Origin of the sequence: Candidatus Pantoea communis, from assembly GCF_011752685.1 — a bacterium.
In the GTDB taxonomy this organism is placed as follows: domain Bacteria; phylum Pseudomonadota; class Gammaproteobacteria; order Enterobacterales; family Enterobacteriaceae; genus Pantoea; species Pantoea communis.
Genome location: NZ_VWXC01000003.1, coordinates 128,170 through 142,627, shown reverse-complemented (window position 1 = coordinate 142,627; position 14,458 = coordinate 128,170). Strand labels below are relative to the sequence as shown.

At 53.9% G+C, this 14,458-nt stretch carries 13 protein-coding genes; 10 read left to right on the top strand and 3 right to left on the bottom strand.

Features of this window, described 5'->3' with window-relative positions; all coding sequences use genetic code 11:
- Positions 1-148 precede the first annotated feature (148 nt).
- Genes F3J37_RS06610 through F3J37_RS06600 form a run of 3 tightly spaced genes read left to right on the top strand, consistent with a single transcriptional unit; the run spans position 149 to position 1,492 of the window.
- Positions 149-397 (top strand): hypothetical protein, encoded by a 249-nt coding sequence (locus tag F3J37_RS06610; RefSeq protein ID WP_058961653.1) that lies wholly within the window; start codon positions 149-151, stop codon positions 395-397.
- Positions 357-731, top strand: coding sequence for a hypothetical protein (locus F3J37_RS06605; RefSeq protein WP_072017048.1), 375 nt, complete (start codon positions 357-359; stop codon positions 729-731). The genes F3J37_RS06610 and F3J37_RS06605 overlap by 41 nt, the downstream gene beginning before the upstream one ends.
- 59 nt (positions 732-790) lie before the next feature.
- Positions 791-1,492 carry a GNAT family N-acetyltransferase gene (locus F3J37_RS06600; protein ID WP_166932545.1) on the top strand — a complete coding sequence of 234 codons (702 nt, stop codon included), beginning with the start codon at positions 791-793 and terminating at the stop codon, positions 1,490-1,492.
- Positions 1,493-1,619: 127 nt separating this feature from the next.
- Here F3J37_RS06600 and F3J37_RS06595 read toward each other — a convergent pair whose 3' ends face one another.
- A complete protein-coding gene (locus F3J37_RS06595) occupies positions 1,620-2,789 on the bottom strand; it encodes an ROK family transcriptional regulator (protein ID WP_166932544.1) in 1,170 nt (389 codons plus the stop codon).
- Positions 2,790-3,050: 261 nt separating this feature from the next.
- On the opposite strand from F3J37_RS06595, the gene F3J37_RS06590 reads away from it, so the two are divergent.
- Genes F3J37_RS06590 through F3J37_RS06570 form a run of 5 tightly spaced genes read left to right on the top strand, consistent with a single transcriptional unit; the run spans position 3,051 to position 8,081 of the window.
- The gene (locus F3J37_RS06590; protein ID WP_097118772.1) at positions 3,051-4,298 is read left to right on the top strand and encodes an extracellular solute-binding protein; all 1,248 of its coding nucleotides are present in this window, start codon (positions 3,051-3,053) and stop codon (positions 4,296-4,298) included.
- 9 nt (positions 4,299-4,307) lie between these two features.
- A complete protein-coding gene (locus tag F3J37_RS06585) occupies positions 4,308-5,216 on the top strand; it encodes a carbohydrate ABC transporter permease (protein WP_166932542.1) in 909 nt (302 codons plus the stop codon).
- Complete coding sequence (locus F3J37_RS06580; protein ID WP_166932540.1) at positions 5,206-6,045, top strand: carbohydrate ABC transporter permease; 840 nt, start codon at positions 5,206-5,208, stop codon at positions 6,043-6,045. Before F3J37_RS06585 ends, F3J37_RS06580 begins: the two co-directional genes overlap by 11 nt.
- A gap of 2 nt (positions 6,046-6,047) precedes the next feature.
- Entirely contained in the window at positions 6,048-6,995 is a 948-nt protein-coding gene (locus F3J37_RS06575) for a carbohydrate kinase family protein (protein WP_370662124.1), read from the top strand.
- 3 nt (positions 6,996-6,998) lie between these two features.
- Positions 6,999-8,081: an ABC transporter ATP-binding protein gene (locus F3J37_RS06570; RefSeq protein WP_166932539.1), complete on the top strand. Its 1,083-nt coding sequence runs from the start codon at positions 6,999-7,001 to the stop codon at positions 8,079-8,081.
- A gap of 189 nt (positions 8,082-8,270) precedes the next feature.
- Here the strand turns inward: F3J37_RS06570 and bamA are convergent, their stop codons facing one another.
- Positions 8,271-10,709, bottom strand: a complete 2,439-nt coding sequence (gene bamA, locus F3J37_RS06565) for an outer membrane protein assembly factor BamA (protein ID WP_166932537.1) — start codon at positions 10,707-10,709, stop codon at positions 8,271-8,273.
- 205 nt (positions 10,710-10,914) lie between these two features.
- Complete coding sequence (locus F3J37_RS06560; RefSeq protein WP_166932535.1) at positions 10,915-12,324, bottom strand: MFS transporter; 1,410 nt, start codon at positions 12,322-12,324, stop codon at positions 10,915-10,917.
- Between the two features lie 116 nt (positions 12,325-12,440).
- On the opposite strand from F3J37_RS06560, the gene F3J37_RS06555 reads away from it, so the two are divergent.
- Positions 12,441-13,295: a helix-turn-helix transcriptional regulator gene (locus tag F3J37_RS06555; RefSeq protein WP_166932534.1), complete on the top strand. Its 855-nt coding sequence runs from the start codon at positions 12,441-12,443 to the stop codon at positions 13,293-13,295.
- Positions 13,296-13,540: 245 nt separating this feature from the next.
- Positions 13,541-14,458 (top strand): arginase family protein, encoded by a 918-nt coding sequence (locus F3J37_RS06550; RefSeq protein WP_166932532.1) that lies wholly within the window; start codon positions 13,541-13,543, stop codon positions 14,456-14,458.

Sequence of the window (14,458 nt, the reverse complement as noted above, 5' to 3'; positions counted from 1 at the left end):
TTCACCACTTCGACCATTTAAATATTGCACATTGCTCATCGGGTGATAAAATCATCGCGAATTGTTTATCGGCTTGTCGCTAAAACTGCATAAAAGGTGTAATTTCTGTCATCTATAATCGAAGAGAATTTCTTGATTGGGAGTCTGTATGTTTAAATTTGACATGCAAATAGAGCAGAATTATGCCTCATTTTTTGATGCTGAGAGCGGCAACGCTGTCTTTGTCGATTCATTTGATAATGAAGAGTTTGATGTCCGGATGGGAACGCTAAGCTACAGCGCCCATGTTGCGACCGTTCATGCACTCTCAAATGAAGAGCTCAATCGCAAACTGAGCGAGGTTGCTGCGCAGCATTATGACCATAACGGAACAACAACTCCTGGATTTGGAAGCTGATATCAATGACATCCTCGCTGAAGACTGCGCCAGAATTCATTTTACTTTCCATGCCGCATTTGAACGAATAAACGATCCGCGTAATAAACCATCCATCACATTACATGAACTGGATAACGTATTTCAGACATTCATTCAAACACACCTTTCTACGATAATTGATTATGATGAAGGCACGCGTTTTGTATTAAAGTGCAATAAAACACATTTACACTTTCCGTGTGCAATCACCCATGACAGACAAGTTGGCAAGTTATGGGTGGTACAAAATGTCATTACGGTAATGCGTAAAAAAGATTTTAAATCGCCCGATAATTTTCTTGTTATAAACTGAGTGTATTAAGGCAACACAGTGCCTTTGCACATAATTTGCAACTCAGCCAGGGAAAGACGATGACGCAACTAAACCAATATGGTCAGCCAGTGGGTTTTGCTCTGCCAGATTGGCAGCCGCTGGCCGCGCCTCCTGCTATTGCGCTTCACGGCCGCTTTTGTACGCTTGAACCGTTAGATATTGCGCACAGTCACGCTTTGTTTGCCACCTTCTCAAGCGCACCAGACGATCGGGACTGGACCTGGCTGGGCGCGACACAGCCCGCCTCGTTGGCAGAGATGGAAAGTTGGATCAGTGGAAAATGCCAGGACAGTGGATTGGTGAGTTACGCGGTGATCGACCACCGCACTCAGCAAGCGGTTGGTGCGGTATGTTTCGCGAATATTGACGGCCAGAACGGTGCGATTGAGATTGGTCATGTCACCTGGTCGCCGCTGATGCAGCGTAACGTGCTGGGCAGTGAAGCGATCTACTTGTTACTGAAACAGGCATTTGAGCTGGGCTACCGCCGGGTCGCCTGGCGCTGTGATTCCACTAACCTCGCCTCACGTCGGGCAGCGGAACGTCTTGGCTTCACTTATGAAGGGCGTTTCCGCCAGGCAATGACACGCAAACAGCGCAATCGAGATACCGACTGGCTGTCGATAATTGATGGTGAATGGCCGCAGGTGAAGCATGCGATATCGGCCTGGCTGGCGGCGGATAATATGGATGAGCACGGTCGGGAGCAGCAAAAGTTGAGCGTATTTTTCGCAAGTTAAATCTTGTCAAGTCACCTGCCGCAGCGCAGGCGTCAGGAACAGTATTCTGGCAGATGGCAAGTCAGGATTTCCGTTGTTTCAACGTCATTTAAGGGCAGGAATGGGTCTTGCCTGCGCATTGTTGTCCTTATTTCATCAACACCTGAAACTGCGGATTAAACTCGTCAAAAATCGGCAACGCCGCCGCCCCCAACGCAGCAGTATCACTGCCGGTTAAGCCGGTTTTCAGGCGCGAGCCGGTGAGATAACGCCCGCGCACCGACTGATAGAGCGGCGGTAGGCGCTGAATGATTTTATCCAACAGTGCGGCGGGCATCATGCCGCCGATGATCACGCTCTCCGCATCGAAAATGCACTCCAGCATATTGATGCCCTGCCGCAATGGCGTGAGCACCGTATCAATCCAGCGATCAAATACGGCGGGATCGACTTCCAGCAGGTCGTCCGGCAACGCGGTCATCGGGTCCAGCCCACAGAATTCATAGGCTGCCTGCAGTGATACATAGCGTTCGAGGCAACCGTGATTGCCGCAATAGCATTCACGTCCCCCCGGTTCTACCACCACATGCCCGATTTCTCCGGCGTTGTGGGCATGGCCGCTGTAAACATGGCCATCCATGATGATGCCAGCGCCTAATCCAGTGCCGATGTAGAGATAAATAAACGAGTTGAGATGGCGCGCAACGCCGTGGAAACGCTCCCCAATCGCCGCTACCGTGGCATCGTTCTCCAGCGTGACCGGCACGCCGCTCATTTCGGCCAGCCTTGCTTCGATATCGACCGACTCCCAGCCGTGCAAGGTAGTGGGACCCACCGAGGAAATCCCCTCAACGCCAAAGGGTCCCGGCATCACTACGCCGATCCCCAGGACTTTCTGCCAGCGGTCACCGAGCTGCGTTTTGATCTCTGCCAGCACCTCCGCAATGCGCGCTAAAGTGGCATCGGGCTGGGGTTTTTGCACCAGAATAAGGCGGCGGAAATGAACTTCACCGGTGAGATCCACCAGCACAATCAGCAGGGTTTGGTGGTCGAGATGAATGCCGATGGAGAAGGCACTGGCTGGATTGAGGATTACCGGAATCGCCGGTTGCCCACGCCCCTGCTTGCGCGGTTGGCGGCTGGTAAGCAGTTCGGCGGCTTCTAGTTCAGCCACGATATTGGAGACGGTTTGCGGGGTTAAGGCGGTGAGTCGCGCCAGCTCAGCCCGCGTCAATTCACCGTGCAAGCGGATCGCTTCAATGATCACACGACGGTTGTGCGCGCGCGCATGCTCCAGATTGGTTCCTGATGTTTTCATCCCGCTTCCCTCTTTTCACGCTCGCGACTGCCAGCGCATCAATATCTATGATCGGCGACACAATTTACAATCTGTTTACCTGACATCAGCAAAAATCTGTGCAGAGTAGTGTCCAGCGGCAAACGAGATTTATGCCCTGGCACGTCACTTGCTTTAGCTCATTGATGTCAGCTGCAGCAACCTGACAACCTGTGCGCGTTATTAAATCAATCAAATTGATTTAATTAAACACCCTCTTCTTGCATCAAGGCGGAAAATGTTATGAAAATCCGGTTTTCGACCACATTGAAAGGCTGTGCCATCGCGGTGATGTTAGCCAGCGCCGGTAGCGCGGCAGCCGCAACCACCCTCAATGCGCTGTTTATGACTCAGGCGGCTTACAGCGAAAATGATATTCGCGCCATGACGCAGGAGTTCCAGAAAGCGCATCCGGACGTGCAGGTGAATCTGGAGTTTGTGCCGTACGAAGCGCTGCATGACAAAATTGTCGCAGCACGTGGTGCAGGCGGTAACGGTTATGACGTGGTGCTGTTTGACGCCATCTGGCCGGCGGAATTCACCAAATTTGATCTGCTGCAGGACGTCAGCAGCCGTATCGCCGCAGACGAAAAAGAGAAGATCTTCCCCGGCGCAATGAACACCGTGGTCTATAACGGCAAAACCCTTGGCATGCCGTGGATCCTTGATACTAAATACCTCTATTACAACAAAGCGATGCTGGAGAAAGCCGGGATCACCACCCCGCCGCAAACCTGGCAACAGGTGATTGATGACTCACGCATCATCAAACAAAAGAACATCGTAAAATATCCACTGGTGTGGAGCTGGTCGCAGGCGGAAGCGCTGGTGTGTGATTACACCACATTGGTATCTGGCTTTGGCGGCAAATTCTATAACAACGGCAAGCTCGATTTCTCTAGCCCGGCCTCATTGCAGGCGGTCAAGCTGATGAAGAGTTCGCTGGATGAAGGGCTGAGTAACCCAGCCTCACGCGAATATCTGGAAGAGGATGTGCGCAAAGCCTTCTCCAACGGCGATGCCGCGTTCGCGCTGAACTGGACCTATATGTACAACATGGCTAACGATCCGAAGCAGAGCAAAGTGGCCGGTCAGGTCGGGATCGTTCCGGCACCAGGCGATGCGCCGGGTAAATTTGGTGCGGTGAACGGTTCGATGGGGCTCGGCATCGCCAAAGGCAGCACCCACGGTGACCAGGCGTGGCAATACATCAGCTACATGACTTCGCAACCGGTTCAAAACAAATACGCTACCCTGAGCCTGCCCATCTGGAAAAGCTCATATCAGGATCCTGCGGTACTGAAGAATCAGGAGAGCCTGATCGCGGCGGCGGACAAATCATTGAACGTGATGCTTTCACGCCCGGAAACCGCTGATTATTCCCGTCTCTCCAACACCTTGCAGCAGCAACTGCAGCAAGTGCTGGTGGGCAGCGCCACGCCAGACGCGGCCATGCAGACGGTTGATAAAAGTGCGGCGCGTTTACGTTAAGGGGTCAGCATGCTGAGTTTGCGTCAACGCGAACAACGGCAGGCATGGGTGCTGTTAGCACCCATGTTGCTGGTGATGCTGTTGCTCACCGCCTGGCCGCTGCTGCGCACCATCTGGCTGAGTTTCACCGATGCTGCCCTCATTGGCAGCGGTGAAGCACCAGCCTGGGTGGGTGTGGAGAACTATTTGTTCGCCATCACCGATCCCGATTTCCAAACTTCGCTGTGGCGCACGCTCTACTTCACCGTGGTCTCGGTGGCGTTTGAGGGTGTGATTGGCGTGCTGGTGGCATTGTTACTGAATCAGAAATTTGCCGGACGCAACATTTTGCGCGTGCTGGTGATTCTGCCGTGGGCGCTGCCGACCATCGTCAACGCCATGATGTGGCGTCTCAACTTTAACCCCGATTACGGCAGCATTAACGCCCTGCTGACTCAATTGGGCATTATTGATGGCTATCGTAGCTGGCTGGGATCGCCGGATTCGGCATTGAACGCGGTGATGTTTGCCGATATCTGGAAAAACTATCCGCTGGTGACACTGCTGGTACTGGCTGCGCTGCAATCCATCCCTGACGATCTGTTTGAAGCGGCGCGTCTGGATGGCGCATCCGCCTGGCGGCGCTTCCGTGCCATCACCTTTCCGGCGATTGTCGGTCCGCTGAGCGTTGCGCTGGTGTTGCGTACCATCGATGCCTTCAAGATTTTCGACATCATCTACGTGATGACGCGCGGTGGTCCGGTCGATAGCACTAAAACCCTGAGTTTCTACGTTTATCAGGAGTCGTTCAGCTATCTGCGCGCGGGCAGCGGTGCCGCCTATGCCATGTTAATGACATTGCTGTGCGCCGTGCTGATCACGCTTTACATGTTGTTATTGTGGCGTCAGCGCCGCAAAGGGAGCGTGTATGAAGGCTAAATTACGCAGCACGGCCAAATATGCCGCCGCGCTGCTGGTGGCGATTTCCGTACTCGCGCCGATGGGCTGGCTGTTTCTGATGAGCGTCAGCGCCACCAGCGATCTCACGCGGGTTCCGCTGGAATGGTTGCCGCGCCAGTGGGACTTCAGTCGCTACGGCCGATTGATCTCACTGGAACCCGGCCAACCCGGCACGCTGTTCCTGCATGCGTTGGGTAACAGCCTGTTAGTGGCAACCGGGGCGACGATTATCTGTCTGCTGCTGGCCATTCCGGCGGCGTTCAGCTTCTCGCGCTATCGTGGTCGCGATGGCTGGCTGTTTGCCTCGCTCGCTATATATATGGTGCCGCCAGTGGCGTTTGTGCTGCCACTCTACTTCCTGCTGCAACAGTTTGATCTGCTTAACACGCGCCCCGGTTTGATCATCGTTTACTGCTCGCTGATCCTGCCGTTTCTGACGTGGATGCTGAAAAACCAGTTCGATGCCTTACCGCAGGATATTGAGCAAGCGGCGCGGCTGGATGGCTTGCGCGTCTGGCAGGTGCTGCTGCGCATTACCCTGCCACTGGCAAAACCAGTGCTGGGTGCAGCGGCGCTGTTTGGCTGGTTGCTGGCGTGGGATGAGTTTTTCTATGCGCTATTGTTCACCAGCAACATTGCGGCACAAACCTTGCCAGTGACGATTGCGGGCTTTACCGCCGGACGCGCCACCGATGATGGTTTGATCGCAGCGGTCGGCATTCTGGCATCCGTGCCACCGCTGTTTATTGCTATCTGGCTGCAGAAAACGCTGGTGAGCGGCCTGGCCAGTGGCGGGAGCAAAGGATGAAGATGAACATGGACACTACCGCCACGCTGTATGTGGTCGGCAATATTAACGTCGATTTGATTATGGGCACCCTCGACCACTGGCCGCAGCGTGGCACCGAAGTGATGATGAATCACAGCGAATTGCGTCCCGGCGGATCGGCGGGCAACTGTGCGTTAGCACTGGAAGCAATGCAGGTGCGCCATCGTGCAGTGGCAAATCAGGGCGATGACGGCTTAAGCGCCTGGCTGGGCAGTTACTTTCCACACAGCGTCGCCCACTGGACGCGCTATCACTGTGAAACCTCACTCACCGTAGGTGTGACGCACTCCGATCACGAGCGATCCTTCCTCAGTAATCTTGGCCATATCGTGCGGCTCACCGCCGAAGATGTGCTCAATCAACTGCCGCTGCGTGCCAATGAAGGCGATATCGTGCTGCTGTGTGGCACCTTCCTGTGCCTGCATCTGTACAACGAATACCCGCTGTTACTGAGTGAGTTGCAGCAACGCGGATTTACCACCGCCGTGGATACCGGTTGGCCGCCGCAGGGTTGGACCGAAGAGGTTCGCCAGCAGATGGCGCCATGGTTGCCGCTGTGTGACTGGCTACTGCTCAATGAAGTCGAAACGCTGGGTCTGATGGACGCGGAGGACCTCAACGTGGCCGCCACCCAACTCGCACAACGACTCAGCGGACGTGGCGGTTGCGTGGTGAAATGCGGAGCGCAGGGGGCGGGTTGCTGGCAATCACATCAGCACATCACTCAGCCCGCGAAGCCCGTCACCGTGGTGGACACCATTGGCGCAGGCGACAGCTTTAATGCCGGTTTTCTCGCTGCGCTGCTGCATCAGCAGAATATCACCACCGCGCTGCAATGGGGCATCGCGGTGGCGTCACTGGCAATCAGTACCCAGCCACGTCGCTATCCCGACTGGCATCAACTGCAACTTTCCGCACAGGAGCGCTAAATCATGGCCAGTGTTGAACTCGTAAAAGTGGCCAAGCGCTACGGCAAACAATCGGTTCTGCATCCGCTCGATCTCACCATTCCCGACGGCAGTTTTACCGTGCTAGTTGGCCCGTCCGGCTGTGGTAAATCCACCTTATTACGTCTGCTGGCGGGGCTGGAGAGCCTGTCGGATGGCGCAATCATGATGGATAAAGTGGCAATCAACGATCGCGATCCCGCCGATCGTGATATCGCTATGGTGTTTCAAAGCTATGCGCTTTATCCGCATCTGACGGTGGCAGAGAACCTCGCGTTTCATATGCAGGTGAAGAAAGTGAAGCGCGAAGAGCAGCAGAGCAAAATCGAACGCATCGCCGGGATTCTCGGCATTGATAAACTGCTCGGGCGCTATCCGCGTGCGTTATCCGGTGGGCAGCGCCAGCGTGTGGCGATGGGCCGCGCGATGGTGCGCAATCCGCAGGTGTTCTTGTTTGATGAGCCGTTGTCCAACCTCGATGCACAGCTGAGGATGGAGTTGCGTGCGGAGATCAAATCCCTCCATCAACGCTTCAAAACCACCATGGTGTATGTCACGCACGATCAGGTAGAAGCCATGACCCTGGCCGATCAGATTGTGGTGATGAAAGAGGGTCGCATTGTGCAGCAGGGTGCACCGCTGGCGATTTATGACCGACCAGCGGACACGTTTGTGGCGCGTTTTATCGGTTCGCCGCCGATGAACCTGCTACCGGCGCAATTGATTACCCGCGATGGCATCCCGGGCGTGCAGTGTCAGGATCTATGGCAACCCCTGCCACTGCGCTGGCAAGCGGCGGCACGCGATCGCGAAGGGGCTAAGGTGACGCTGGGCGTGCGTCCTCATGATTTGCTGGAAGCCGAAACTCGCGCACAAGCTAAAGTAAAAGTGGTCGAAATCACCGGTGAATCCACGTTATTGCATCTCGAATGGCACGGCCATGCGATGCACATGCAGATCGCCGGGCGCCATGCTGCAGTAAGTGGTGATCAGATTCGTATTGGATTCAACGCCGAGAAGATTCATCTGTTTGATGCAGAAAGCGGATTACGCCTGAGCGAAGGTTAAATAAAATAAAAAAGCCACCCAAATGGGTGGCGAAATATATTTACAGAAAATGCATAACAACGATGGTGGCAGGCACTCATTCCATAAGCACCGTACCCTGACTATTTTACTCAAACGGCTTTTTTATTCTGTTCTCTCTGTTTAAAGATAACGTAAATCTCACTTCGTCCTTTAACAAATAAATAACCGCTACCAGGTTTTCCCGATATTAAACTGGAACTGCTCTGACTTATCACCTTCATATTTCTTGATTGGTAAGGCATAGGAGAACACCAGCGGACCAAGCGGCGATTGCCATTGCAGTGCCAGACCGCTGGAAACACGGATTTCACTCGGATCACCATAATCCGGAATGCCTGCCGCGCGCGTTGCCGCGGTATTTTCCCATTTGGTATCCCACACGGTACCGGCATCGACAAAGAACGAGGTGCGCAGTGAATCCGCATAACGATCGCTAACAAGTGGAGTCGGGACGATTAACTCCGCGCTCGCCACAGCCATCGCATTACCACCCACCGCATCATCCGATTTATTCACCGAACAGTTGCCATAGCTGCTTTCGCTGCCGGTGCAACTGTAATAAGCCGCTTTTGGACCGATGGTATTGGATGAGAATCCGCGCACGGAGCTGGAGCCGCCGGCGTAGAAGTTGTCGTAGAACGGCACTTCTTTGCCACCGAACCCATCCGCATAGCCCGCTTTGGTGCGGCCCATCAACACCCAGCGATGGTCATTACTCAGCGGTAAGTATGCGTTGGCACTCAGCGTACTTTTGTAATAGCTGTTGGTCGATCCCGGGATCGTCACTTTGGTGTTGAAACCCGCTGAAACCCCCGAGGTTGGGAAGAAGCCGCGATCTAACGAATTGTAGTTCCAGCCAATGTTCCAGAAGAAGTCATTAGCAACAAACTTCTCATCGCTGGTGGCGTAATCGTCATCATCATCTTCATTAGTGGTGATGACTTTCGGATGGATGCCCTGCGATCCCAGATAGCGCCACATGGAGACCTGCGGTGCCATATTACTGACGCGGTTGTAGGTGTAATCCAGCCCTGAACTCAGATTACTGTTTTCGCTGATCGGGAAGCTTAATGTACTGCTGGCACCAAAACTCTTCAGCGCGTATTCAGACAGGTCATTATCTTCGGCGCTGTAATCGTTGTAGAACAGTTTACCGCCAAGACTCACGCCATCCACGGTGAAGTACGGATTGGTGGCAGCAATCTCAACATAGGTTTGATAACTGTTTTTAGTGCCGCTAAAACTCACGGTATTACCGGTACCCATCCAGTTATCCTGGCTGACGCCAAGCTGGTAACTGATGCCGCTGTCGGTGCCGTACCCAAGACCCACGTTGAAAGTGCCGGTGTTACGCTCTTTCACCTTATACACCACATCGACCTGATCAGGGCTGCCGGGCACACGCTGGGTATCAACATCGACGCTTTCGAAATAGCCGGTACGATTGAGACGGGCCTTACCTTGATCAACCGCATCGCTGGCTAACCAAGACCCTTCCATCTGGCGCATCTCACGGCGCAGCACCGAATCCTTTGAGGTGTCATTGCCGCTGAACTTCACCTGACGTACGTAGAAACGATGGCCCGCTTCTACATTGACGTGCAGCTTAACGGTTTTGTCTGCATCGTTAATTTCAGGCTGAGAACTGACTTGCGGGAAAGCATAGCCGTAGCGACCGAGCAGCGCTTTGATCGCGCCTTCGTTCTCATTAATTTTGGCACCGCTGTATAAAGCCCCTGGCGGTATATGAGCCAGTTTCTCAATTTCGGCGGAGTGTCCCGCCATATCGCCGTTCAGGATAACATCGGAAATATGGTAAACATCGCCTTCATGAATATTGACTGTCAGATAAATACTTTTCTTATCGGGTGTTAAACTCACTTGCGTTGAATCAATATTAAAACGTGCATAACCGCGATCGAGATAATAGCTACGCAGTGTTTCTAAATCGCCGGACAGTTTTTGTTTCTGATATTTCTGATCGGCAATAAAATTCCACCACGGCACATCATCACGCAATTGGAAGTGCGAGATGAGTTCATCTGATGAGAAGGCATGATTGCCGACAATATTGATCTGCTGAATCTTCGCGGATACACCTTCGGTAAACACGAACTTCAGGTCGACACGATTGCGTGGCAACGGCGTGACCACAGCTTTGACGCTGGCAGTGTATTTACCCGCGCTGTAGTAGAAATCTTCCAGCCCTTTTTCAATATCCGATAATGTGGTGCGATCCAGCGCTTCGCCGACCCGCACACCGGTGGCGTCGAGATTTTGCTTCAGCTGATCTTCTTTGATTGCCTTGTTGCCGGAGAAGGAAATGCTCGCAATGGCCGGCCGTTCTTTCACACGAATGAGCAGCGCATCGCCATCGCGCAGCACTTGCACATCTTCAAAGTTGCCAGTGGCAAATAGCGCACGAATGGTGTTACGAATATCGTCATCTGTGACGCGATCGCCCACGCGTACGGGCATACTCAGCATTGCTGCACCCGGTGCGACGCGTTGCAAGCCGTCAAAGTGAATATCCCTGAGGGTGAAATCGTCTGCACCAAAGGCTGTGGTGGTTACCATGAAAAGTAACCCGGTTAACATCTTTTTCATCTGCTATGAGCCTGCCGTTTTTCCATTCAACGCATTTCTGCCGCACCACAAAAAAACGGGCTGAACACGCGGTTCAGCCCGTTAGTTGCGGCGATATGTTCCGGAAAAAAGACCACTGCGCCAAAGGTAAATTCAGCGCAATCAACGGATTTTCGCTTACCTTACAGTAAGCTGAAAAGCCGCTGCAGAAATCACAGCATAAGGATTACCCTTCCGCCGTCACCGGCTGGAAAGTGCGACGGTTCAGACTGGTCAGAATCACCAGCGTCACCATCATTAACAGCTCCACGCCCAGGGTGCCGGAGATAGCCGCCAGGTGATTACCATGCATGTTAATCTGCGTGAAAACGCCTCCGAGCAGCATCGGACCCAAACCGAGTGCCGATTGCTGTACGGTGGATAACACCGCACTGCCCGCGCCCGCCTGATGATGCGGTACACCGCTCATGCCAATGCGATAGAAGGTGCTGACGATAAACGACTGACCGAAGCCAATCAGGATGGTGGCGGGCATCAGGGTAAAGACGCCAACATCAGGCCAGGCAAACTGGAAAGTCCCGATCAGTGCAATCAAACCGACCATCTGGATGCCGCAACCGGTCAGTAACGTGGTGCGTTTACCAAAGCGTTCCACCATGCGTGTTGAACGCATCGCACCGATAAAGTAGGCAGCGCCCAGAGCGATAAACGCGTTTCCCGACTGAAATGCAGTTAAGCCAATTCCTGACTGCAGCGTCAGCGCTACCGCGAACATAAAGCCGCTCCAGCAGGAGAAGAACAGCACCGCCAGGGTCAACCCAAAGCGAACGCTTGGCAGACGCAGCAGCGAAGGGGGCAGCAACGGCGAACCGCCTTCTGCTTCCAGACGCAGTGAACTCTGACGCAGGCGATGCAATAACACCGGGAACAGCACCAGCAGCAGAATGCACGGCCATGACCAGTGCAGCAGCGGACCGAGCGCCAGCGCTAGCATCAAACAGCCAATCGCGCCTGCAAGCAGCAAGGTGCCGCTGACATCCACCGGCACGCGCTGATGATTGTGGGTTTCAGGCACAAAACGTCGCGCGGTGATCAGCACAAACAGGCAAATCGGCAGGTTGATCAGGAACACGCTGCGCCAGCCGTAGCCGCCGATATCCGCTTTGATCAGGAATCCACCTAACACCTGGCCGATGATAAAGGCCAGCCCACCAATGCCGCCGTAGAGACCAATGGCGCGTGCGTGCTCCCTGCCCTTCATGGTGACATGCATAGTGGCGAGGATTTGCGGCACGATGAAAGCCGCGCCGACACCCTGTAGTGCGCGAGCAAACATCAACAGGCCGACGCTGTTGGCGATGCCGCATAATAAAGATGCAATACCGAAGATCCATACTCCTGCCAGGAATATCCGACGACGTCCGTAGTTATCCCCCAGGCGTCCGCCCATCGCCAGGCAGATGGCGAAAGCAATGCCGTACACGGCGACAATCAGCGCCAGCTCAATCGATGTGGCGCGCAACGTATGCGCCATGGCATCCAGCGCCACGTTGACAATGGAAAAATCGATCATGGGCAGCAGTTGCCCTGCCAGCAGGACCACCAGTCCCGCGCGTTGAAGTTGCGATGTTTGCATCGGTTTTAACCTTGTTTTTAAGTGCAGTACGGCATAGCATCACCTAACTATTAAACGGGTACCAGTTCTTGTTTATCATGGTATAAATACTACCCGTCTCGTTTGGAGATCTGCTCATGCGCACGGCTACTGCCCCCGTCACGGCTGAATACAACAATCGAAAACTGCTTGGCACTTTTTTACGCACGCGCCGCGAAAGTCTCGATCCTAACCGTCTGGGTTTGCCACATATGCGTCACCGCCGCACGCCCGGTCTGCGCCGTGAAGAAGTAGCGCAGTTAGCGGATGTCGGCGTGACCTGGTATACGTGGCTGGAACAGGGTCGCGATATCAAAGCCTCGCCGAAAACGCTGACGGCCATTGCCACGGCATTGCAGTGCAACGATGTCGAGACGCAGCATCTGTTTTCCCTTGCCGGACACTCGTTGCCATCGGTACGGGTGGCCGCTGCCTGCTGCAAAATCGCAGCACATAATCAGCAGATGCTGGACGCGATCCAGTTACCGGCGATTATCGAAACACCGCGTTTCGATATTCTTGGCTATAACGCCGCCTGGTGTGCATTGATGGGCGTGGATCTTGCGGAGATCGCCGTGGAGGACCGCAACTGCATCTGGCTGGCGTTTAATCATCCCGGCTGGCGCAAAGCGATTAATGACTGGGAAGACGTCATGCCGCAGATGGTGGCGATGTTTCGTGGACAGATGGGCGAACACCTTGGCGATCCACACTGGGAGAGTTTTCTCGCTCGTTTGCTGAATAGCTCGGATGAATTTGCCCAAACCTGGCAACGCTACGAACTGGGCAAGGTGGAAAATCGGCTGAAGCGTTTTTACCGCGAGGAAGTCGGTGAAATGACGCTGCGCCAGAATAACTGGTGGTCTGCTTCACGCAACGGCGACCGCCTGCTGGTGTATGTACCGGATGATGAGCAGAGTGCGGTATCGCTGCAGCGATTGATGAAGTCGTAAAATTGACCACCTGCGCCGCAATGCTCGAGGTCTGGTGATGCAAACGGCTTGAGCGGGCTTCAGGCCGCTGCAGCCGCTTAACCTCATCACTACGCCTGGGATTCCGACCTTACCAGCGCTTTTCCGCAAACCAGGCCACCAGCCATTCGGTCAGGGCACTCTTCCACTGCAACCTGTGTCAAATCATCTGTCTCTCAACAAGGTCAGCTAGAGTTAAGCTAATCCGTGTAACCCGAGGCGAAGTGATGAAGAAAATCATTCTTGTTCCGTCCAATCTCGGCCTTAATCCATTGTATGAAGGGCATATTCCAGGCACATTCCGTGCCCCTGAGATCCTGATGCAGCATGGGCTCAGGAATGTCTTCTCAGACTATGAGATTGTGACGGTTCCATGCCCTCCCTATAGCCCTGAGGCTGAACCCGATACCGACATCCTAAATGGTCACAAGCTCAGACGGCTTAATTTGCAATTGGCGGACGAAGTCGAAGCATCACACCGATTGAACCTTAAACCGATTGTAGTTGGGGGTGATTGCGCTATTTTGCCGGGTGTCATTTTGGGCAGTCGGCGTCAACTGGGACCGCTGGCACTGGTACATATTGATGGCCATAGTGATTTCCGCCATCCTGGAAACTGGGCACGCCCTTACGCCGGGCGACCCGGTGCAGCAGCCGGAATGGATCTGGCGTTGGTCACGGGTCGAGGGGAAGCTTTACTCACTCAATGGCCTGATTTTGAAGGAGCGCTCATTGCAGATCACGCTGTGGTTCAAGTGGGTGAGCGTGAATCGCAGCTTGTCGATTACGAATGGCCAGATATTGCCGACACTGATATACGCCGTATCACTATTTTTGACGCGCTGAAGTTATCAAATCAGCAACTCATTGACAGAATATTCGAACGACTGAATCGCTTTCCTGAAATACCCTACTGGATTCATCTCGATCTGGATGTACTGGATAGTGCCGAAATGGCCGCCGTAGACTGCCCCGGCACACCAGGGTTGACTTCGCAAACCCTGGTGAGTATCTGTCAGGTGCTGTTCAACTCTATCCGCTGCTGCGGCATTACGGTGACTATTTATGATCCTGATTTAGATCCCGATGGGACCGAAGCTAAACGGGTTGTGCGCATTATTGGTGGGATCACTGGGGAAACTTAA